Annotated in this window: 20 protein-coding genes; 10 read left to right on the plus strand and 10 right to left on the minus strand. The window is 69.4% G+C overall.

Going from position 1 to position 19,967, the window contains the following annotated elements; all coding sequences use genetic code 11:
• Positions 1 to 98 precede the first annotated feature (98 nt).
• Positions 99 to 1,310 (plus strand): hypothetical protein, encoded by a 1,212-nt coding sequence (locus tag ASF43_RS28470; RefSeq protein ID WP_056189345.1) that lies wholly within the window; start codon positions 99 to 101, stop codon positions 1,308 to 1,310.
• A 21-nt stretch (positions 1,311 to 1,331) separates the two neighbouring features.
• On the opposite strand, the gene waaF is transcribed toward ASF43_RS28470, so the two are convergent.
• From waaF to ASF43_RS28510, 8 genes are all read right to left on the minus strand, one after another.
• Entirely contained in the window at positions 1,332 to 2,351 is a 1,020-nt protein-coding gene (waaF, locus tag ASF43_RS28475; protein WP_082498230.1) for a lipopolysaccharide heptosyltransferase II, read from the minus strand.
• Positions 2,338 to 2,589 carry a zinc-finger domain-containing protein gene (locus ASF43_RS28480; RefSeq protein WP_056189347.1) on the minus strand — a complete coding sequence of 84 codons (252 nt, stop codon included), beginning with the start codon at positions 2,587 to 2,589 and terminating at the stop codon, positions 2,338 to 2,340. The genes waaF and ASF43_RS28480 overlap by 14 nt, the downstream gene beginning before the upstream one ends.
• Before the next feature lie 8 nt (positions 2,590 to 2,597).
• Positions 2,598 to 3,542: a branched-chain amino acid transaminase gene (locus ASF43_RS28485; protein ID WP_056189349.1), complete on the minus strand. Its 945-nt coding sequence runs from the start codon at positions 3,540 to 3,542 to the stop codon at positions 2,598 to 2,600.
• 74 nt (positions 3,543 to 3,616) lie between these two features.
• The gene (locus ASF43_RS28490) at positions 3,617 to 4,054 is read right to left on the minus strand and encodes a hypothetical protein (protein WP_056189351.1); all 438 of its coding nucleotides are present in this window, start codon (positions 4,052 to 4,054) and stop codon (positions 3,617 to 3,619) included.
• A gap of 164 nt (positions 4,055 to 4,218) precedes the next feature.
• Positions 4,219 to 5,166 (minus strand): intradiol ring-cleavage dioxygenase, encoded by a 948-nt coding sequence (locus tag ASF43_RS28495; protein WP_235578403.1) that lies wholly within the window; start codon positions 5,164 to 5,166, stop codon positions 4,219 to 4,221.
• Positions 5,167 to 5,218: 52 nt separating this feature from the next.
• The gene (locus tag ASF43_RS28500) at positions 5,219 to 5,803 is read right to left on the minus strand and encodes an NADPH-dependent FMN reductase (protein WP_235578404.1); all 585 of its coding nucleotides are present in this window, start codon (positions 5,801 to 5,803) and stop codon (positions 5,219 to 5,221) included.
• 26 nt (positions 5,804 to 5,829) lie between these two features.
• Positions 5,830 to 6,810, minus strand: coding sequence for a tripartite tricarboxylate transporter substrate binding protein (locus tag ASF43_RS28505; protein ID WP_082498231.1), 981 nt, complete (start codon positions 6,808 to 6,810; stop codon positions 5,830 to 5,832).
• A gap of 59 nt (positions 6,811 to 6,869) precedes the next feature.
• On the minus strand, positions 6,870 to 7,193 hold the full coding sequence (locus ASF43_RS28510; RefSeq protein ID WP_056189357.1) for a Dabb family protein: 324 nt from the start codon (positions 7,191 to 7,193) through the stop codon (positions 6,870 to 6,872).
• A gap of 82 nt (positions 7,194 to 7,275) precedes the next feature.
• Here ASF43_RS28510 and ASF43_RS28515 point away from each other — a divergent pair, with 82 nt between their 5' ends.
• Positions 7,276 to 8,190, plus strand: coding sequence for a LysR family transcriptional regulator (locus tag ASF43_RS28515; protein WP_056189359.1), 915 nt, complete (start codon positions 7,276 to 7,278; stop codon positions 8,188 to 8,190).
• Between the two features lie 244 nt (positions 8,191 to 8,434).
• Here the strand turns inward: ASF43_RS28515 and ASF43_RS28520 are convergent, their stop codons facing one another.
• Entirely contained in the window at positions 8,435 to 9,220 is a 786-nt protein-coding gene (locus ASF43_RS28520; protein ID WP_056189363.1) for an enoyl-CoA hydratase/isomerase family protein, read from the minus strand.
• Positions 9,217 to 9,915 carry a TetR/AcrR family transcriptional regulator gene (locus tag ASF43_RS28525; protein ID WP_056189368.1) on the minus strand — a complete coding sequence of 233 codons (699 nt, stop codon included), beginning with the start codon at positions 9,913 to 9,915 and terminating at the stop codon, positions 9,217 to 9,219. The genes ASF43_RS28520 and ASF43_RS28525 overlap by 4 nt, the downstream gene beginning before the upstream one ends.
• Positions 9,916 to 10,044: 129 nt before the next feature.
• Between ASF43_RS28525 and ASF43_RS28530 the strand changes: the two genes are divergently transcribed.
• The 8 genes from ASF43_RS28530 to ASF43_RS28565 all read left to right on the plus strand — a co-directional run bounded on the left by ASF43_RS28530 (position 10,045) and on the right by ASF43_RS28565 (position 19,936).
• On the plus strand, positions 10,045 to 10,887 hold the full coding sequence (locus ASF43_RS28530; protein WP_056189371.1) for an ABC transporter ATP-binding protein: 843 nt from the start codon (positions 10,045 to 10,047) through the stop codon (positions 10,885 to 10,887).
• Positions 10,887 to 11,765 carry a branched-chain amino acid ABC transporter permease gene (locus ASF43_RS28535; RefSeq protein ID WP_056189373.1) on the plus strand — a complete coding sequence of 293 codons (879 nt, stop codon included), beginning with the start codon at positions 10,887 to 10,889 and terminating at the stop codon, positions 11,763 to 11,765. The genes ASF43_RS28530 and ASF43_RS28535 overlap by 1 nt, the downstream gene beginning before the upstream one ends.
• Before the next feature lie 3 nt (positions 11,766 to 11,768).
• Positions 11,769 to 12,806 (plus strand): branched-chain amino acid ABC transporter permease, encoded by a 1,038-nt coding sequence (locus ASF43_RS28540; protein ID WP_056189376.1) that lies wholly within the window; start codon positions 11,769 to 11,771, stop codon positions 12,804 to 12,806.
• Between the two features lie 13 nt (positions 12,807 to 12,819).
• Complete coding sequence (locus ASF43_RS28545) at positions 12,820 to 14,001, plus strand: ABC transporter substrate-binding protein (protein ID WP_056189379.1); 1,182 nt, start codon at positions 12,820 to 12,822, stop codon at positions 13,999 to 14,001.
• A gap of 4 nt (positions 14,002 to 14,005) precedes the next feature.
• Positions 14,006 to 14,821, plus strand: coding sequence for an ABC transporter ATP-binding protein (locus ASF43_RS28550; RefSeq protein ID WP_056189382.1), 816 nt, complete (start codon positions 14,006 to 14,008; stop codon positions 14,819 to 14,821).
• Positions 14,818 to 16,629, plus strand: coding sequence for a long-chain fatty acid--CoA ligase (locus ASF43_RS28555; RefSeq protein ID WP_056189384.1), 1,812 nt, complete (start codon positions 14,818 to 14,820; stop codon positions 16,627 to 16,629). Before ASF43_RS28550 ends, ASF43_RS28555 begins: the two co-directional genes overlap by 4 nt.
• A 187-nt stretch (positions 16,630 to 16,816) precedes the next feature.
• Entirely contained in the window at positions 16,817 to 18,385 is a 1,569-nt protein-coding gene (locus ASF43_RS28560; RefSeq protein ID WP_056189388.1) for a phospholipase D family protein, read from the plus strand.
• Between the two features lie 123 nt (positions 18,386 to 18,508).
• Positions 18,509 to 19,936, plus strand: a complete 1,428-nt coding sequence (locus tag ASF43_RS28565; protein WP_056189391.1) for an MFS transporter — start codon at positions 18,509 to 18,511, stop codon at positions 19,934 to 19,936.
• The last annotated feature ends 31 nt before the right edge of the window (positions 19,937 to 19,967 follow it).

The raw sequence follows: 19,967 nt of genomic DNA on the forward strand, positions 1-19,967 counted from the left end.
GGGTCTGGGGGCGCTGATGGCCCGGCTGTCATCCATCTTCGGGGCGATGCAGCCCGCGCCGCGCCGCATTACAAGCAGGAACTTCGCAGGAGGACGACATGAAGACCTGGCCGATCGCCGCAGCGCTGGCGCTGAACCTGGTGGCGTGTTCCACACCGTACAAGCCCGCGGTGTTCGCGGCCGAGCCCGGCGCCAGCACCGACTTCCGTGGCATCGCCAGTCTGCTGGGACCGGCGCCGCTGGACGTGCTGATGGTGCACGGCATGTGCACCAAGCACGAGGATTGGGGCAGCGCGGCGCTGGCCAGCCTGTTCAAGGCGCTGGGGCCTGGCACCGTGCTGGCGGGGGGTGACGAGAAGCCCGTGCAGGTGCCGGGAACCGGCATCACCGTGGTCCGGCAAAGCTTCCAGACCGCGCAGGGCACCGTGCGCGCGAATGCCCTGCGCTGGTCCGGCCTGACAGCCCCGCTCAAGCGACAGCTGTGCTATGACAAGACGCACCGGCCGATCGAGCCGGGCGTCGGCCCCTCCGCCGAGGTCTGCACCGCCGACGCCGAGGCCACGCCCGGCTACCCTTACCGACGCGCCAGCCTGAACCGCACGCTGAAGGATGGGCTCATGAACGACTGCCTGGCCGACGCGATCGTCTACCAGGGCCGCGCACGCGACGACATCAACGCGCAGATGCAGCAGGCGATCCTGTTCGCGCTGGACAGCTCGGGCCTGCAGAAGACGGGTGTGCCCGGGAACCGGGCCGCCAGCCTGGCCAACGCGCAGGAGCACCTGGTCGCCGTGACCTCCAGCCTGGGCAGCAAGATTCTGTTCGATGCGTTGTTCAAGATGCTCGGTTCGCGCGACCCCGACACCGCGCGCGCCGCCGACCGCACGGTCGACCGCACCAGCCTGGTCTTCATGCGCGCCAACCAGATGCCGATCCTGGCGCTGGCCGATTCCGACCTGGCTGGCAACCAGGCCAGGTCGCTGGCGGCAGACGCCAGCGGCTACCCGCCCGACCCGCTGGCCGCATTGGCCGAGCGCGCCAGGCGCAAGGCGCCGCTGGCACCGCAGGCCGCCGATCGCCTGCAGGTGGTGGCGTTCACGGACCCGAACGATGTATTGTCCTATGTCCTCGCGCCCAGCCCGCACGCCCGGTCGGCCGGCTACGCTGCCATCGACGTCGTGCTGTCCACGGCGCCCAGCTACTTCGGCTTGGTGGCGCTGCCGCAGGATGTGCACGGCAACTACGACGCCGACGAAGAGGTGCAACGGCTGATCTTCTGTGGTCACGGCGAGCAGGCCGCTTGCCGCTGACGCGCAGTGGTGCGGGAGTGGTCAGGCCGGCAAGGCCGCGGCCACGCGCTCGGGCCCCACGTCGACCAGACAGCGCGTGTGGCCCAGCGGGCATTCGCGCTCGAAACAGGGCGCGCAGTCGAGCGGCGGCTGGTAAGCAGGGTCTCGCTTGAGCCACAGCACCGTGGCGTGCTCGCTGAGCGGTGGCGTGTGATCGGGGCTGGACGAGCCGTAGACCGCGACCTGCGGCGTGCCGAACGCGGCGGCCACGTGCATGAGGCCCGAGTCGTTGCTGACCACGCTGTGCGCGGCCGCGATCGCGCAAAAGGCCTGCAGCAGCGACGTCTTGCCGGCCAGGTTGACGCAACGGCCCGGGTGCTCGGCGTTCACGGGGGTGGCGATCTCCTCGCACAGCGCGTGTTCCTTGCCCGAGCCCAGCAGCAGCACGGGGTGGCGCAGCGTCTTGGCCAGCGCCGCGAAGTGCGCGGCCGGCCAGCGCTTGGCCGGGCCGTACTCGGCGCCGGGCGCGAACACGTGGAAGGCGCCGCGGCGCAGGCCCAGCTGCTGCAGGGCCTCGTCGATCTGGGCCGGCGGCATGCGCAGCTCGGGCCGGTCCGCCTCGGTGCCGCCCTCGCCGGCCAGCGCCGAGTAGAACGCGACCATGGGCGGCCGGTGGCCCTTGGCCGGGTTGCGCAGCCGGTGCGTCAACAGGCCGACGCGCACCTCGCCCAGATAGCCCACGCGGCGCGGGATGCCGGCCAGGAACGGCAGCAGCGCGCTCTTGGCCGAGTTCGGCAGCACGTAGGCGTTGTCGAAGCGGCCGGCGAGTTGCCGCGCCAGCTGCCGGCGTTCGCGGAACTGCAGGCCGCCGTGCTGGAACGGGAAGTCCACGACCTCGGCCACCTGCGGCATCGCGCGGTACACCGGTGCCACCCAGGGCAGCGCGCCGACCGTCAGGCGCTCGCCGCGTGCGCGCAGCCGGCGCATCAGCGGCTCGGTCATCACCGCGTCGCCGATCCATTGCGGCGCGATGATCAGCGAGCGCGGCTCAGTGGCCTGCACCGAAGTGCTCGCCGGCCTTCAGTCGGTACAGGGTTCCGCAATACGGGCACTTGGCTTCGCCGCTCTTGCCCACGTCCAGGTAGACCTTGGGGTGCGTGTTCCACAGCTGCATGCGGGCCTGCGGGCTGGGGCAGAACACGCCGCCTTGCGCGTTCAGGTCTTTGGCTGCCAGCTCGATGACGGAGCGGCGTTCGCTGGAAGAGGCCTGCTCGGCCAGTGGGGTGCGGGGCGTGGTCATGGGGGTTCTCAGACTTTGGTCAGCCAGTGGGCGTACTTGGGGTTGCGGCCGTTCACGATGTCGAAGAACGCGCTCTGGATCTTCTCGGTGATGGGGCCGCGCGAGCCGCTGCCCAGCTCCACGCGGTCGAGTTCGCGGATCGGCGTGACCTCGGCCGCGGTGCCGGTGAAGAAGGCTTCGTCGGCGATGTAGATCTCGTCGCGCGTGATGCGCTTTTGCACCAGCTCGATGCCGAGATCCTTGCAGATGTGCAGCACGGTGTTGCGCGTGATGCCGTTCAGCGCGCCGGCCGACAGGTCGGGCGTGTACACCACGCCGTCCTTCACGACGAACACGTTCTCGCCCGCGCCTTCGCTGACGAAGCCCGAGGCGTCGAGCAGCAGCGCCTCGTCGTAGCCATCGTCCAGTGCCTCCATGTTGGCCAGGATGGAGTTGCTGTAGTTGCTGACGGCCTTGGCCTGCGTCATCGTGATGTTGACGTGGTGACGCGTGTAGCTGGAGGTCTTCACGCGGATGCCGCGGCGCATGCCCTCTTCGCCCAGGTAGGCGCCCCAGGCCCAGGCCGCGACCATGGCGTGGATGGTGTTGCCGCGCGGGCTCACGCCCAGCTTCTCGGAGCCGATCCAGACCAGCGGGCGCAGGTAGCAGCTTTCCAGCTGGTTCTCGCGCACCACGGCCAGCTGGGCTTCGTTGAAGGTTTCGATGCTGAAGGGCAGCTTCATGCGCAGGATCTTGGCGCTGTTGAACAGGCGCTGCGTGTGTTCCTGCAGCCGGAAGATGGCCGTGCCGTCCACCGTCTTGTAGGCACGCACGCCCTCGAAGGCGCCGCAGCCGTAGTGCAGCGTGTGCGTCAGCACGTGGATCTTGGCGTCGCGCCAGTCGACCATCTGGCCGTCCATCCAGATCTTGCCGTCGCGGTCGGCCATCGAGGGCGCGGGGGGGATGAGGCTCATGCGCAAAGTCCTTCGTTGTGGGGTTCGTGGTGCCGCGTGCGGCAAGCCGGCGCCAGGCCGGCGGGCCGCGGATTTTACGGCGCGGGCGTGGCCGACCCGGGGCCTTCGGCGGGCGCGTCGGCTTGCGGCGGGCGGGTCAGCTGCCACTGCGTGACCTTGCCGTCGTGCAGCGTCACGTCGACATACGAGCCGCCCGTGTCGGTCCAGCGGTAGACCTCGGGCTGGGTGTCCTTGGGCGAGCGCAGGTCGCCCAGCGCGCGCGTCAGCGCCATCACGTGCAGCAGGTTCACGCCGGGCTTGAGCTTGGCGTTGAGCATCACGGCACTGGCCACATGGCCGATGGGCCGGTCGGCCGCGCGCTTCATGACCTGCATCATGCGGGTGACGTGCAGCAGGCCCCACATGACGAGGCCGCCGCCCACGAGGGCGACGCCGCCGAAGCCGTAGTTCTGCCAGGCGACGCCCAGCACGACCAGGCCGACGACGGGGATGAGGATGTTCTGGAACTTCATCCGGCGATTTTCGCCTGGGGGCGCAGCAGCTCCGTTGTGGGAACCACGCGGGCGCGTCGGGCCTTCCTCGCGGCTGGCCGATGCGCATGCAGGCCAGGTTGAAGGGCGCGCCCTCGGCAGCGGGCACGAAGCGGCCTGCAGCGGGCCGGCCGCGCCCCCGTGGCTCAGCTTGCCGTGATGCGGCCGATCAATTCCTCGCGCGACGCAGTGCCCGCCGCCGGCGCCAGCACGAAGTTCCACTCGACCTGCCAGAACGGCGCGGCCATGCCGTAACGCCGGGCCTGCGCCGGATCGGTGACCTGCTGGAAGTCGGCGATCAGCTCCTGCTTGACGCCGAACACCGCGTCCTGCGCCAGGTAGGGGCAATCGGGCGTGAAGATGTGTGTGATGACCGGCTCATGACCGGCCGCCGTGACGATGAAGTGCAGGTGCGCCGCCCGGTTCGGGTGCCGCCCCAGCCGGCCGAGCAGCTGGCCCACCGGCCCGTCGGACGGAATGGGGTAGTGGCGTGGCTTGACCGACTTGAACCAGTAGCACCCATCCGCATCGGCCTGGAACACCGCGCGCAGGTTGCCCTCGGGCTGGATGCCCTGCTGCTGCACATCGTAGAAGCCGTCGTCGTTGGTCTGCCATACGTCCAGCGTGGCTCCGGCCACCGGCCGGCCCTCGGTGTCCACGACGCGGCCATGCACCACCAGCGGCTCGCCCTTGCCGTCCAGGCAGATGTCGGCGCCCAGCGGGTAGCGCGGCGCACCGTCCACGAAGAAGGGGCCGAGGATGGTGTTGGGCGTGGCGCCGCTGGGCCGCCGGTTGTTGATGGAATCCACCAGCATCGACACGCCCAGAACGTCCGACAGCAGGATGTATTCCTGCCGCCATGCATTGCACATCTGGCCCGTTGCCGTGAGGAACTGGATCGCGGCCAGCCACTCCTCGTGCGTGGGCTCGATCTCCTTCACGGCCGCGTGCAGGTGCCGAACCAGGGTCGACATCACCTGCCGCAGGCGCGGAGAGATGTCTTCTCCCATGCGGGCATTGACGACCGCTTCCGAGTCCTGCTCGCTGAAGTACGGAAGGCCGTTGTCCTCGGGGTCGGGCTGCTGCATCGGCATGGGGCCTCCTGTGGGCGTTTCGTCGTGGGGCCTGGCTGGGGCTGCCGGCTGCTCAGGGCTGGCCGGCGGCGTCGCCATGCATTCTCTGCACGGCCTCGACCCAGCGGGTCAGGGCCGCCATCTGCTGGGCCACGAAGTCGCGCGTGGTGCCGTCGGTGCAGTCGCCGGTGGCCGGGTCGAACTTGGCCGCCGCCCCGCCGATGAACACCTCGGGTTTGGCCAGCGGCATGGCATTCATGAACAGCAGCACCTTGCGCAGGTCGTACGGCACCCGGGCACCCCCCAAAGGCCCAGGCGAGGCGGTCACGATGGCCACGGGCTTCTCGTGGAAAGGCTGGTCCTCGCCACGGCTCAGCCAGTCGATCAGGTTCTTGAGGCCGCCCGGGATGCTGAAGTTGTACTCCGGCGTGGCGATCAGCACGGCGTCGGCTGCGCGGATGCGTTCGCGCAGCGCGGCCACCGGCGCCGGAAAGCCGCGCGCCAGTTCGTCGGCGTCCAGGACCGGAACGGCGCGCCAGTCGAGCTCCTCGATGGCCATGTGCGCGGGCTTGACCTGCTGCGCGAGCCGGATGACGCGGCGGTTCAGGGATGCACTGCGCAGGCTGCCGCACAGGGCCACGACGTCGATGTTCTTCATGCTGTTCTTTCGGATGGGATGGTGGTTCATTCGAGCGTGATGTCGTTGTCCTTGACGACCCTGGCCCAGCGTTTCGATTCGGCCTCGATCACGCGCACGAAGTCCGCCGACGAACCGCCGACCGGCACCAGGCCCAGCTCGCCCAGGTAGCGGCGGTACTCGGCCGATTCGGCGATCTGGCGCGACGCACCGGCCAGCACATCGATCACGGCCTGCGGCGTGCCCTTGAGCGCGAACACGCCGTGCCACGAGTCGCCCTCGAAGCCGGGGAACGCCTCCGCCACGGTCGGCACCTGCGGCAGCGATTCGAGCCGGCCGGGGCTGGACACGGCCAGCGGCCGGATCTTGCCCGACTTGATGTGCTGCAGCACGTCGGCGATGGGCGAGAAGGCGGTGTCGACCCGCCCGCCGATCAGGTCGGTCACGCCGCCGTCGCGGTAGGGCACGTGGTTGAGCTTGAGGCCCGCGCTGTTGGCGAAGTAGGCCATCGACATGTGCGGCACGGTGCCGACGCCGTAAGACGCGTAGCTCACGGCGCCGGGCCGGGCCTTGGCGTCCTGGATCAGGTCCGCCGCCGTCCTGTAGGGCGACTGGCTGGACACGGAGACCACCAGCGGGATGGACAGCATGCGTGTCACGGGGACCAGGTCGGCTGCCTGGTAGGGCATCTTCTTGTAGACGAAGGGGTTGATGGTGACCGTGCCGCTGGCCGTGTACAGCAGCGTGTAGCCGTCGGCCGGCGCGGCCACGGCCGCCTGCGTGCCGACGATGGTCGAGGCGCCGGCCTTGTTCTCCACCACCACGGGCTGCTGCAGTTGCTTGGACACGCGGTCGCCCCAGTAGCGGGCCATCACATCGGGCGCTGTGCCCGCGGGGAACGGCACGATCAGGCGGATGGGCTTGCTCGGGTAGCGGTCCTGCGCCTGCGCGCCACCACCGATGCCCGCCGCGAGCAAGGCCAGAACGACCGCCGAATCTTTCAGGGGCCGAAGCGATGCGAATGCCATGGTTGTCTCTCCTGTTGTGGGGGCCGAAGACCGGCCGCGTGAAGCCAAGCGAAAGGGGGTCAGCTGCGCTCGGCCCGCGCCGCGTCGCTGACATAGTCGACCTGGTGGCGTGCGATGCGCATGCCGCCCAGCTCCTCGCGCACGCGCAGGTGCGCCGGATGGTCCGCATAGGCCTGCAAGGCCTGCTGCGACGCGAACTCGGAATACAGGACCACATCGCAGGCGTAGTCCACCTGGCTGCTGTCCAGGCCGACCTCCAGATGCGCCAGGCCCGGGATCTGCCCGACCAGGCTTTCGAAGCGGCTCTTGAGCAAGAGCGCCGCGGCCTGCCGGTCGGCCGGGGTGTCGCCGCGAAGCTTCCACATGACGATGTGTTTGACCATGGGGCCGATGGTAGATTCGCGATCAAAGGGAAAAAACCATTTAACCGGGAAATTCTTTCCCGAAAATCGGGAAACTGGAACCATGGACCGTTTTGCTGCGGTGAGCCTGTTCGTGCAGGTGGCGGAGACCGGGAGCCTGACCAAGGCCTCCGAGGCGCTGGACATCTCCACCTCGGCCGCAAGCCGCCAACTGATCGCGCTCGAAGAGCACCTGGGCGTGCGGCTGGTGCAGCGCACGACGCGGCAGCTGTCGCTGACCGATGCGGGCCTGGAGTTCTACCGGCGCACCCGGTCGTTGCTGTCGGACCTGCGCGAGGCGGAAGAAGCCGTCACCGATTCGACCGCCCGGCCGACCGGCGTGCTGCGCATCACGGCGTCGCTCTCGTTCTGCCTGCTGCACATCGAACCCCTGCTGCCCGAGTTCACGCGCCGTTATCCGGAGCTGTCGGTGGACATCGTCGCGGCCAACCGGTACTACGACATCATCGACAACAACATCGACCTGGCCATCCGCACACGCCAGTTCGAAGCCGACTCGAACATCACCATCCGCCGGCTGGCCGCCACCCGGCGTGTGCTGGCGGCGGCCCCCGCCTACCTGGAACAGCATGGCTGGCCGCAGACGCCGGGCGATCTCGCGCAGCACAGCATGCTGGTCTACACGCATGCCGTGGACCCGCACCGCCTCGCCTTCCGCCAGGGCGACGAGAAGCAGGAGGTGGTCGTCAAGCCGCTGCTGGAGGCCAGCGACGGTCAGATCGTGGTGCAGGCGGCGCTGTCCGGCCTGGGCATCCTCGTGCAACCCAAGTACATCGTCCATGCGCACCTGGCCGCGGGCCGGCTGGTGCCGGTGCTGGACGACTGGGACCTGCCGCGCCTGACGATCAATTTCGCGTTCCAGAGCCGGCGGCATCTGCCCGCCAAGGTGCGGCTGTTCATGGACGCCATGACCGAGCGCTTCGAGCGCCACGGCTACGAACGGCTCTGGACCAGCTGAGAGCTTGTGAAGAAATGGCTTGAACTCACGCAAGACCCCGATGCATGCCGTTTCAACCATCCACCATAGCGCACGGGGTCTTGCCCTGCGGGCCAGGGCGCCCACAGGCGCCGGGCCGCGTTGCGCCGCTTGCCCGTATCCCGATACGGGCTGCGCGACGCGCCTTGCCCGGCACCTGCGGGCACCCCGTCGTGAACCCAACCCATTCCTTCACAAGCTCTGAGCCGCCCTTGCCCGCAGGCGCTCAGCGCCCGTTGAACTGCGGCTTGCTGCGCGCGAAGAAGGCGTCCACGCCGGTGCGGAAATCCTCGGTCTGCGCGCAGACCTGGAAGGCGGCGGATTCGGCATCCAGCTGCTCGGGCAGCGTGCGGTCGAAGCTCGCGCGCAAGAGCCGGCGCAGCTGGCCCAGCGCCACCGTCGGCCCGTTGGCCAGGCGCTGCGCCAGGGCCATGGCCTCGCCCGCCAGGGCGTCGGCCGGCAGCACGCGGTTGACGAGGCCCATGCGCTCGGCCGCCGCCGCGTCCAGCATGTCGCCCAGCATCGCGATCTCCAGCGCGCGGCGCAGGCCCACCCAGCGCGGCAGCGCCCAGGAGGCGCCCACGTCGCAGCTGGCGCCGATGTTCACGTAGGCCAGGTTGAAGCGCGTGCCCTCGGCCGCCAGCACGAAATCGGCCTGCAGCATCAGCGACAGGCCGGCGCCGGCGGCCACGCCATGCACCTGCGCCACCACCGGTGCGTCGATCCCGGCCAGGACCACCAGCGCCTCGTGCAGCGGGCCGATCAGCGCCCGGGCGCCGCCGACCGGGTCGGCCTGCAGCACGGCCAGGTCGCCACCGGCCATGAAACCCTTGCCGGCGCCACTCAGCAACACCGCGCGCACGCTGCTGTCGGCAGCGATGGCCCGGGCCGCGGCAAGGAAGGCCTCGGCCATGGGCACGTCCAGCGCGTTGAGCGCGGCCGGGCGGTTGAAGCGCAGCGTGGCGACCGCGCCCTCGCGGCCGATCTCCAGGGGGGTGGTGTCGTCGCTCATGTCGAGGTCTTTCGGGGTGCGCGCTTGCGCGGTGCAGGGACGGGTGCCGCAGCCGGCGCCAGCACGCCGCCCAGCAGCAGCGCGATGCCCTGCTCGGCGATCTGCTCGGGCGTGAGCGCGCCATTGGGTCGGTACCAGCGGCCGACCCAGCTCAGCGCGCCGGCCAGCATGAAGGCGGCCAGCTTGGGGTCGCACGGCGCGAGCGAGCCTTCGGCAACGCCCTCCTCGATCAGCCGGCGGAACTCGTGGTCGATGCCGGCCTTGAGGCGGCGCAGCTCCTTCTTCAGCGGCGGCGGCAGCGGGTCCTCGCCGATGCGGATCACGCACTGGCCGAAGTCTTCCATCACGATGGCGGCGTAGCTGCGCATGCAGGCCTGCAGCTGGTCCAGCGCGCGGCCGCCGCCCTGGCGCACCTCGGCGATGCCGGCCTGCATCCTGGCCAGCGCGGTGCGCACGCATTCGAGCAGGATGTCGTCCTTGCTCCTGACGTAGTAGTACAGCGTGGGCTTGGTCACGTGCAGCCGCTCGGCGATGTCGTCCAGCGAGGTGGCGTGGAAACCGCGCTCGTTGAACAGCCGGGCGGCGGTCTGCAGCACGGCCTGGCGCTTCTTCTCGCGCTGGTCCTCGCGCGCACCAACGGCGCGCCAGGGCGAGGCGATGGCCTTGGCGGTGCGGCGGCGCGGCGTGGTGGGCATGGATGGAATCCGCAGGGTATTTCCCGATGCCGTGCGTAACCTGATGTCACGAAGATCGCACGTTACCGGCGGGTAGCAATTCTACGAACGCGTCACCCCGCTGGCACGCAGGAACAAACCCTAGCCGCCATGCCGACCCGCCCTTTGCCCAACGCTGCCGCGCCCGTCTTGCGCGTGGAGTCGCTCACGCTGGCCTTCGGCGGCGTGAAGGCGCTGAACGGCGTGGGCTTCGACGTGCAGGCCGGCAGCATCACGGCCGTGATCGGCCCCAACGGCGCGGGCAAGACCTCGCTGTTCAACACCATCTCGGGCTTTTACCGGCCCACCGCGGGCCGGGTCTTGTTCGAGGGCGCCGACATCACGCGCGTGCCGGCGCCCAGGCGCGCCGCGCTGGGCCTGGCGCGCAGCTTCCAGAACATTGCGTTGTTCCGCGGCATGACGGTGCTGGACAACATCAAGCTGGGCCGCCACGCGCACCTGAAGACCCATGTGTTCGACGCGCTGCTGTACCTGGGCCGCGCGCGCCGCGAGGAGGCCGACCTGCGCCGCGATGTCGAGGAACGCATCATCGATTTCCTGGAGATCGACCACATCCGCCACGCATCGGTCGCTGCCCTTCCCTACGGCCTGCAAAAGCGCGTGGAGATGGCGCGTGCGCTGGCCATGCAGCCCAAGGTGCTGATGCTGGACGAGCCCGTGGCCGGCATGAACCGCGAGGAGACGGAAGACATGGCGCGCTTCATCCTCGACGTGCGGCGCGAGTGGGGCATCACCGTGCTGATGGTGGAGCACGACATGGCGATGGTGATGGACCTGTCGGACCATGTGGTGGTGCTGAACTTCGGCCAGGTGATTGCACAGGGGCGGCCCGAGGCGGTGCAGGCCGATCCCGAGGTGGTGCGCGCCTACCTGGGCGCGGGCGACGTCAGCACCTTGCGCGCCAAGCTGCGGGGCGCGGCGGCGGTGGCCTGATGGACTGGGCCTACCTGTTCGAGATCGCGCTGACCGGCATCGCCGGCGGCGGGCTCTATGCGCTGGCGGCGCTGGCCTTCGTGCTGGTCTACAAGGCCACGCGCGTGGTCAACATCGCCATCGGCGAGATGCTGATGGTGGGCGCCTATCTGTTTTTCGCCTTCGCCACCACGATGGCGCTGCCGGTCTGGCTGGCCGTGCTGGGCGCGGTGCTGGGCACGGGGCTTTTGGGCGCCGTGGTGGAGCGCACCATGATCCGCCCGCTGATGGGTGAGCCGCCGATCTCGGTGTTCATGGTCACGGTGGGGCTGGCGTCCATCCTGGTCGGGCTGGTGGAGATCATCTGGACGGCCGACCAGCGCCGGCTGCCCGAGTTCTTCCCGACCGCGCCGGTGATGGTGGGCGAGGCCTTCCTGGCGCCCAAGGTGGCCTATGGCTCGCTGGCCGCCGTGGTGCTGATCGCGCTGGTGCTGCTGCTGTTCCGCTTCTGGCGCGGCGGCGTGGCCCTGCGCGCCACGGCCTCGGACCAGGGCGCCGCCACCATGATGGGCATCCACGTGCCGCGCGTGTTCTCGCTGGCCTGGGTGGCGTCGGCCATGATCGCGGCGGTGGCCGGCATCGTGGTGGGGGCCATCGGCGGCATCTCCTCGTCGATGGGCGTATTTGGGCTGTCGGTGCTGGTGGTGGTGATCGTGGGCGGGCTCGACAGCGTGCTGGGCGCGTTGGTGGGCGGGCTGCTCATCGGGCTGATCGAGGCGCTGGCCGGGGCCTTCCTGGGCGGGGAATACAAGCTGCTGGCGACCTTCATCGTGCTGGTGGTCGTGCTGATGATCCGGCCGTATGGGCTGTTCGGCACGCATGAGATCGAGCGGCTCTGACCCATGCGCATCGGCACACTCAAGCAAACCTACACCGCCGACGCGGCGCTGTTCGACTCGCGCACGCAAAAAGCCTGGCTCGCGATCGGCGCCGCGCTGCTCGTGCTGTTCCCCTTCGTCGCCAGCGACTACTGGCTGTACCTGGCCTGCCTCGTGGCCATCAACGTGGCCAGCGCCACGGGCCTGAACATCCTCACGGGCTACACCGGCCTCGTGAGCCTGGGCCAGGCGGCGTTCATGGGCCTGGGCGCCTACACGGTGGCCATCCTGCAGAGCCGCTGGGGCACGCCGGTCGGCTTGAACCTGCTGGCCGGCGGCGTGGTCGCCATGCTCGGCGGCATCGTGGTCGGCATCCCCTCGCTGCGCGTGAAGGGCCTGTACCTGGCGATTGCCACCATCGCGGCCTCGTTCATCGCGCACTTCCTGTTCGCCAACCTCAAGCTCACGGGCGGCACCACCGGCCTGTCGCTCAAGCCGGCCACGGTGTTCGGCCTGCCGCTGGACACCTCGTTCCGCATCTACTGGCTGATCGTGCCCGTGATGCTGCTCATGGTGCTGGGCGCGGCCAACCTGTTCCGCACGCGCGTGGGCCGCGCCTTCATCGCGGTGCGCGACCGCGACATCTCGGCCGAGGTGCTGGGCATTGCGCTCTTGCGCACCAAGCTGCTGTCGTTCGGGCTGTCGTCTTTCTACGCGGGCGTGGCGGGCGGGCTGTGGGCCTACTTCTTCCGCGTGGTCACGCCCGAGAGCTTTCCGCTGCTGATGTCGATCTTCTTCCTGGCGGCCATCATCGTGGGCGGCATGGGCTCCATCCTGGGCGGCATCCTGGGCGCGGTGTTCATGACCATGGTGCCCGAGCTCCTGAAGCTGGTGTTCGACCTGCTGCCGGGCGGCACCGACATGACGGTGTTCCTGTCGCCGGTGCGCACGGTCGTGTTCGGCCTGCTCATCGTCGGCTTTCTGGTGTTCGAGCCGCACGGGCTCGCCGAAATGTGGCGGCGGATCCGCCGCTTCTTCCATCTCTGGCCCTTTAGAAACTGACAGGAGACTCGCCATGCACAAGGACTCGACTTTCACCGCCTCGCTGCGCCGGCGCAGCATCGTGCTCGCGACCGGGGCGGCCATCGTGGCGCCGCTGGTCAGCCGCGCCCAGGGCGAAGACATCGTCATCGGCGGCTCCATCCCGATGACGGGCGTGTTCGCGTTCGCCGGTATCGGCATCAACGCCGGCATCGCCGATTACGTGAAGATGGTCAACGACGCGGGCGGCATCAAGGGCCGCAAGCTGCGCTACGTGCCCGAGGACACGGGCTACAAGGTCGACGTGTCGGTGGCCGCGTTCAAGAAGATCACGAGCCAGAACAAGGTCAACCTGTACTACGGCGACTCCACGGGCTTTGCCAAGACCATCAACCCCGAGCTGGACCGCAGCGGCCAGATGCTGATGGCCGGCGCCTCGTTCGCCAGCGAGCTGAACAACCCCGCCAAGTACCCCAACCAGTTCCTCGTGGGGCCGGACTACACCGAGCAGATCGGCATCCTGCTCAACCACATCGCCAAGGAAAAGCCCGGCGCCAAGGTGGCCTTCGTCTACAGCGATTCGGAGTTCGGCCGCGACCCGATCGAGACCAGCGAGGCCACCGCCAAGAAGCTGGGCCTCGCGGTGCCGGTCAAGATCATGACGCCGGCCGGCAGCGTGGACGTGTCGACCGAGGTCATCAAGCTGCGCCGCGCCGCGCCCGACTACACCATCTTCCACGGCTACGTGCTCGCGCCCATCCCCGAGTTCATCCAGCAGGGCAAGCAACAGGGCATGACGAGCAAGTGGATGGGCACCTTCTGGACCATGGACAGCTCCACCGTCATGAAGATGGGCGAGGCCGGCGACGGCTTCATGGGCGTGATGCCGTTCCGCTACTACTACGACACCGAGAAGGCGCCCATCCTGGAGAAGATCCGCGCGCTGCGGCCCGAGTACCAGAGCACGGCCTACATCCAGGGCTTCCTCACGGCCATGCTGTTCACGGAAGCGGCCAAGCGCACGCTGGACGCGGGCAAGCCGCTGGACGGCAAGAACCTGAAGGCGGCGCTGAACACCATCAAGGACTTCGACACGGGCGGGATCATCGGCACGCCGATCACGATCAGCGGCAATTCCATCCCCGTCGGCCGCGTGTACCGCGCGGACATGAAGGCCCAGAAAATGGTGGCGGCATCCGACTGGATCAAGCTCTGACCGTATGACCGCAGGCGCCGGCGCGATCCTCGAAGTCAACAACATCGAGGTGGTCTACAACAAGGTCGTGCAGGTGCTGCGCGGCCTGTCGCTGGCCGTGCCGCGCGGACAGATCGTGGCGCTGCTGGGCAGCAATGGGGCCGGCAAGTCGACCACGCTGAAAGCCATCTGCGGCCTGCTGCCGCTGGAAGACGGCGCGCTGCAGGCCGGGCAGATCGCGTTCGACGGCGCGCCCACCGCCGGCACACCGCCGCACCAACTCGTGCGTCGCGGCCTGGCCCATGTGATGGAAGGCCGGCGCGTGTTCGAAGACCTGACGGTGGAAGAGAACCTGGTGGCCGCCACCTATGCGCTGACCGGCCGCAAGGCCGCGCCCAAGAATTTCGACGCCGTGTATGCCTACTTCCCGCGCCTGCACGAGCGGCGCCGTGGCCTGGCCGGCTACCTGTCGGGCGGCGAGCAGCAGATGCTGGCCATCGGCCGCGCGCTGGTGGCCGAGCCGCAGCTGATCCTGCTGGACGAGCCCTCGCTGGGCCTGTCGCCCATGCTGGTGGAGGAGATCTTCACCATCATCGCGCGCATCAATGCCGAGCGCGGCGTGTCCATGCTGCTGGTGGAGCAGAACGCCAGCGTGGCCCTGGCCGTGGCGGACTTCGGCTACATCATGGAGAGCGGCCGCATCGTGATCGACGGCAGCGCCGAGCGGCTGGCGGCCGATGCGGACGTGCGCGAGTTCTACCTGGGCGTGGGCGGCAGCGGCGAGGCGCGCAGCTTCAAGGACCTCAAGCACTACAAGCGCCGCAAGCGGTGGCTGTCATGACGCTGCCTGAAAAGACCCTCCCCCAGATGCTGCGCGCGCAGGCCCAGCGCCAGCCCACGGCCATCGCCATCCGGCAAAAGGACTTCGGCATCTGGCAGCCCATCACCTGGGCCGACTACCTGCGCCGCGCCAGCCATGTGGGCCTGGGCCTGGCCAGCCTGGGCCTTTCGGCCGGCAGCCATGTCGGCGTGCTGTCCGAGAACCGCATCGAATGGGTGCTCGCGCAGATGGGCACCGGCCTGATCGGCGCCGTGACCGTGGGCGTCTACCCTACCAGCCCCACGAACGAGGTGGCCTACGTGCTGGGCCATGCCGATGTGGAGGTCGTCGTCTGCGAAGACCAGGAGCAGGCCGACAAGGTGCTGCAGGCCACCGCGCAATTGCCCAGGCTGCGCCGCATCGTCATCGTCGAGACCAAGGGCCTGGCCAGCTACACGCCGGCCGAACGTGAACGCATCACCAGCTTTGCCGAACTCGAAGCCGCGGGCGCCGCACTGCAGGCCGCCGAGGGCGATGCGCGCATCGATGCCGCGCTCGCCGCACAGAGGCTGGACGACATCGGGCTGATGATCTACACCTCCGGCTCCACCGGCGCGCCCAAGGGCGCCATGGTCTCGTGGCGCAACATCCGCGCCGTGGTGCCCGGCATCGTCGACCGGCTGGGGCTGGACGCGCACACCACGCACCTGTCCTACCTGCCGCTGTGCCATGTGGCCGAGCAGATGTTCACGAGCTTCGTGCCGCTGTACCTGGGCACGCAGGTCAACTTCGGCGAGTCCATCCGCACCGTGCAGGAAGACCTGCGCGAGGTGGCGCCCACCATGTTCCTGGGCGTGCCGCGCATCTGGGAGAAGCTGCACGCGGCCATCAGCATCAAGATGCAGGAGACCGGTGGCCTGCGCCGCGCGCTGTACACCCGCGCCCTGGCCGCCTGCGCACCGCTGGCCGAAAAGCCGCGCAGCGCGTGGACGGCAGGCGAACGCCTGCGCCATGGCCTGGCCTACTGGACGCTGCTGCGCGCGCTGCAGAACTTCATCGGCCTGCGCCGCGCTGCCGTGGCGCTGACCGGCGCAGCCCCCATCCCGCCCGACGTGGTGCGCTTCTTCCGCACGCTGGGCGTGCCGCTGGTGGAGGTCTACGGCCTCACCGAGTCCACCGGCATGGTCACCGGCCACCGCCGCGATGCGGTGCAGATCGGCACCGTGGGCCCGGCCACGCTGGGCGTGGACTACCGGCTGGGCGCCCAGGACGAGCTGCAGATCCGCGGCGACATGGTGTTTGCCGGCTACTACAAGAACCCCGAGGCGACGGCCGCGGCGATCCAGGACGGCTGGCTGCACACGGGCGACGTGGTGCGCGAGGAAGGCGGCCACATCCGCATCGTCGACCGCTTGAAGGACATCATGATCACGGCCGGCGGCAAGAACTTGACGCCCTCGGAGATCGAAAACACCATGAAGGCCAGCCCTTACATCAAGGAGTGCATCGCCATCGGCGAAGGCCGCAAGTTCGTCGCGGCGCTGGTGCAGATCGACTACGAGACGGTGGCCCAGTGGGCCGAGGCGCGCAGGCTGCCTTTCACGCATTTCCGCTCGCTGGTGGAGCGCCCGGAGGTGGTGCAACTCATCGACGCGGAGATCGCCAAGGGCAACGCGCGGCTGGCGCAGGTGTCGCAGGTGCGCAAGGTGCATCTGCTGGTCAAGGAGCTGGACCATGACGATGGGGAGGTCACGGCGACGATGAAGGTGCGCAGGGGGAGTGTTCACAAGGCGTATGCAGCGCAAATCGAGACGCTGTACGAGCGGTAAGGCGCTCGATGCCGAGCCGACGGTTGCGGCAACGCCAGCTCACCGCCCGTCCGGCCTGGCGATCTGAAGATGCATCGACCGGTCCGGCCCCCATCGAGCCAGCCCACCTGCCCGGCTGCGTCCAACCACAACCCCTGAGATCCAGCCCCGCGTTTGCGGCGTATGGTGTAGGCACGAAGGGGCCATCATGAACCGACATCTGCGCTGGGCCGTCCAGGCATTCCTTGCCCTGTGCGTGGCCGTGCTGACGGCTTGCGGTTCCCTGCCCGCCGCGCCCGAGCGCGCGGCAGAGCGTGCCGAGGCGGCCGATCCCGGCACGCCGCTGGCCACCATCGCCACGGCCTCCGGGCCGGCGGACACGCGCTCGGGCGCGCGGCTGCTGCCGCTGGGCGTGTACGCGCTGGACGCGCGCATCCAGCTTGCCGAGCGCGCCCGGCGCAGCCTCATCGTGCAGTACTACCAGTTCGAGAACGACGCGACGGGCCGGCTGCTGCTGCAGGCCCTGCGCGACGCGGGCCAGCGCGGCGTGCAGGTGCGCGTGCTGGTGGACGACCTGTACACGGCCAAGAGCCAGCGGCTGCTGCTGGCCCTGTCGAAGACGCCGAATGTGCAGGTGCGGCTGTACAACCCCTTTTGCTGCAACCGCAACGGCGTGCTGGCGCGCTTCGTGGCCTCGCCGCACGAGTTCGGCCGGCTGAACCACCGCATGCACAACAAGCTGTTCGTGGCCGACGGCGTGATGGCCGTGGTGGGCGGGCGCAACATCGCCGACGACTACTTCCTGCTGAGCTCGGCGCAGAACTTCATCGACATGGACGCGCTGCTGGTCGGCGCCGTGCTGCCGCAGCTGCAGGCCGTGTTCGACGCATACTGGAACAGCCGGCAGGTCTGGCCCATTGCCGAAATCCTGCCCCTGGTGGACGGCCAGGCCGTGCAGGCCGGCGACTTCGACCGCTGGATCGGTGCGCGCCGGCCCGCGCTGCAACTGCCGGACGCCGACTTCCTGGGCTACGGCCCCATCGGCAAGGACCTGGACGCGGGCCGCATCGCCCTGCATTGGGGCGCGGCGCAGGTGATCGCCGACCCGCCGACCAAGCCCGACACCATGAGCGACGACGAGGCCCTGGCCACCAGCGTGACCATGCAGGTCTGGGGCCTGCTGCTGGCCGCCAAGGACCAGGTGGAGCTGACCTCGCCCTACCTCGTGCCAGGCGAGAAGGGCATGGCCGCGTTCCAGGACCTGGCCCGCCGGCGGGTGAAGCTCACGCTGCTGACCAACTCGCTCGCCGCCAACGACGAGCCGCTGGTGCACACCGGCTATGTGCGCTACCGCAAGCGCCTGCTGCAAAGCGGCGCCGATTTGTACGAGCTGAGCCCGCAGCGCACCAGCGCGGGCAAGCAGTTCGGCGTGTTCGGCCAGTCGCTGGGGCGGCTGCATTCCAAGACGGCGGCCATCGACGGGCAGCGCATCTTCCTGGGCTCGATGAACCTGGACCCGCGCTCGGCCACGCAGAACACCGAGATGGGCGTGGTGATGGACAGCGTGCCGCTGGCGCAAGAGATGTTGCGCGTGATCGAGGTCAGCAAGACGCGCAGCGCCTACCGCTTGCGCCTGGCCGAAGACGGCTACTCGGTGCAGTGGCTGGCGATGGACGAGGCCACCGAAACGGTGCTGACCGACGAGCCGGAATCCACGTTCTGGCAGCGGCTGTACAACACACTGATGGGGCCGCTGGTGCCCGAAGTGCTGCTCTGACGGCAGCGCCCGGCGGCCCGCCGGCGTCCGGGCCGCCCAGCGGCGGCGCGGTCGGCCCTGGCCGACACGCGCAGGCGAGCGCAGCCGGCAGCGCGGACAGGCGCAGCCAGCCAGCATCGCCCGATGCCCGCCCCCAGCACCATCCCCGCGCGCATGGACGCCCTGCCCTGGTCGCGCTGGCACTGGCGCGTGGTGCTGGCCCTGGGCATCGCCTGGGTGCTGGACGGGCTGGAGGTGACCATCGTCGGCTCCTTCGGCTCCATGTTGGAGCGCCCCGACACGCTGGCGCTCACGGCCACGCAGGTGGGCTGGTCCGGCTCGTTGTACGTGGCGGGCACGGTGGCCGGCGCACTGGTGTTCGGGCGCATGGCCGACCGGCTGGGCCGCAAGAAGCTGTTCCTGATCACGCTGGCGGTCTACATGCTGGCCACCATGGCCACGGCCTTCTCTCCGGGCTTTGCGATGTTTGCCGTGTGCCGCTTCATGACCGGCGTGGGCATCGGCGGCGAGTACGCGGCCATCAACTCGGCCATCGACGAGCTGGTGCCGGCACGCGTGCGCGGCCGCGTGAGCCTCACGATCAACGGCAGCTTCTGGATCGGCGCAGCCCTGGGCGCAGCGCTGAGCCTGGTGCTGCTGGACACGCGCTGGCTGGCCGTGGACCTGGGCTGGCGCCTGGGTTTCCTGCTCGGTGCGGTGCTGTCGGTGGCGGTGCTGGTGGTGCGGCGCTACGTGCCCGAGAGCCCGCGCTGGCTCATGGCCCATGGCCGCGCGCACGAGGCCGAGGCCATCGTCTCGTCCATCGAGGCCGGCATCCGCGCCGAGCAGCCCGGTTGGCGCCCGGCCGCGGTGGCCGACACGGGCCCGCAGTTCGAGCGCACGGCGCTGCCCGGCCTGCGCGACGTGGCCTGGGTGCTGCTGCACCACTACCGCCAGCGCAGCGCCGTGGTGCTGGCGCTGATGGTGTCGCAGGCCTTCTTCTACAACGCGATCTTCTTCACCTACGCGCTGGTGCTGACGCGCTTCTATGCCGTGGAGCCGTCGCGCGTGGGCCTGTACATCCTGCCGTTCGCGGCCGGCAACGTGCTGGGGCCGCTGCTGCTGGGGCCGCTGTTCGACCGCATCGGCCGGCGCTTCATGATCGCGCTGACCTATGGGCTCTCCGGCGTGGGCCTGCTGCTCACGGGGCTGGGCTTTCTGTACGGCTGGCTGGACGCGACCACGCAGACGCTGGCCTGGTCGGCGGTGTTCTTCCTCGCGTCGGCAGCCGCCAGCTCGGCCTACCTGACGGTGAGCGAGGTGTTTCCGCTCGAGATGCGGGCCATGGCGATTGCCATCTTCTTCGCCGTGGGCGCGGGCATTGGCGGCTTTGCGGCGCCGGCTCTGTTCGGCGCGCTGATCGAGACCGGCAGCCGGGCCAACGTGTTCGCAGGCTATGCAGTGGGCGCGGTGCTGGTGATGCTGGCCGCGGTCATCGCGTGGCGCTACGGCGTGGACGCCGAGGGCCGCTCGCTGGAGGACATCGCGCCGCCACTGGGCAGCCGGCGCTAGGCCACGGGCGCGCTGCGCCTACGCGCCAAGC

Source organism: Pseudorhodoferax sp. Leaf267, assembly GCF_001422405.1.
Taxonomy (GTDB): Bacteria; Pseudomonadota; Gammaproteobacteria; order Burkholderiales; family Burkholderiaceae_C; genus Pseudorhodoferax.

Bases quoted from the DNA above. Each gene is read 5' to 3' on its own strand.
- ASF43_RS28470 (WP_056189345.1), top strand. From the start codon at position 99: ATGAAGACCTGGCCGATCGCCGCAGCGCTGGCGCTGAACCTGGTGGCG.
- ASF43_RS28480 (WP_056189347.1), bottom strand. From the start codon at position 2,589: ATGACCACGCCCCGCACCCCACTGGCCGAGCAGGCCTCTTCCAGCGAA.
- ASF43_RS28485 (WP_056189349.1), bottom strand. From the start codon at position 3,542: ATGAGCCTCATCCCCCCCGCGCCCTCGATGGCCGACCGCGACGGCAAG.
- ASF43_RS28490 (WP_056189351.1), bottom strand. From the start codon at position 4,054: ATGAAGTTCCAGAACATCCTCATCCCCGTCGTCGGCCTGGTCGTGCTG.
- ASF43_RS28495 (WP_235578403.1), bottom strand. From the start codon at position 5,166: ATGCCGATGCAGCAGCCCGACCCCGAGGACAACGGCCTTCCGTACTTC.
- ASF43_RS28500 (WP_235578404.1), bottom strand. From the start codon at position 5,803: ATGAAGAACATCGACGTCGTGGCCCTGTGCGGCAGCCTGCGCAGTGCA.
- ASF43_RS28505 (WP_082498231.1), bottom strand. From the start codon at position 6,810: ATGGCATTCGCATCGCTTCGGCCCCTGAAAGATTCGGCGGTCGTTCTG.
- ASF43_RS28510 (WP_056189357.1), bottom strand. From the start codon at position 7,193: ATGGTCAAACACATCGTCATGTGGAAGCTTCGCGGCGACACCCCGGCC.
- ASF43_RS28515 (WP_056189359.1), top strand. From the start codon at position 7,276: ATGGACCGTTTTGCTGCGGTGAGCCTGTTCGTGCAGGTGGCGGAGACC.
- ASF43_RS28520 (WP_056189363.1), bottom strand. From the start codon at position 9,220: ATGAGCGACGACACCACCCCCCTGGAGATCGGCCGCGAGGGCGCGGTC.
- ASF43_RS28525 (WP_056189368.1), bottom strand. From the start codon at position 9,915: ATGCCCACCACGCCGCGCCGCCGCACCGCCAAGGCCATCGCCTCGCCC.
- ASF43_RS28530 (WP_056189371.1), top strand. From the start codon at position 10,045: ATGCCGACCCGCCCTTTGCCCAACGCTGCCGCGCCCGTCTTGCGCGTG.
- ASF43_RS28535 (WP_056189373.1), top strand. From the start codon at position 10,887: ATGGACTGGGCCTACCTGTTCGAGATCGCGCTGACCGGCATCGCCGGC.
- ASF43_RS28540 (WP_056189376.1), top strand. From the start codon at position 11,769: ATGCGCATCGGCACACTCAAGCAAACCTACACCGCCGACGCGGCGCTG.
- ASF43_RS28545 (WP_056189379.1), top strand. From the start codon at position 12,820: ATGCACAAGGACTCGACTTTCACCGCCTCGCTGCGCCGGCGCAGCATC.
- ASF43_RS28550 (WP_056189382.1), top strand. From the start codon at position 14,006: ATGACCGCAGGCGCCGGCGCGATCCTCGAAGTCAACAACATCGAGGTG.
- ASF43_RS28555 (WP_056189384.1), top strand. From the start codon at position 14,818: ATGACGCTGCCTGAAAAGACCCTCCCCCAGATGCTGCGCGCGCAGGCC.
- ASF43_RS28560 (WP_056189388.1), top strand. From the start codon at position 16,817: ATGAACCGACATCTGCGCTGGGCCGTCCAGGCATTCCTTGCCCTGTGC.
- ASF43_RS28565 (WP_056189391.1), top strand. From the start codon at position 18,509: ATGCCCGCCCCCAGCACCATCCCCGCGCGCATGGACGCCCTGCCCTGG.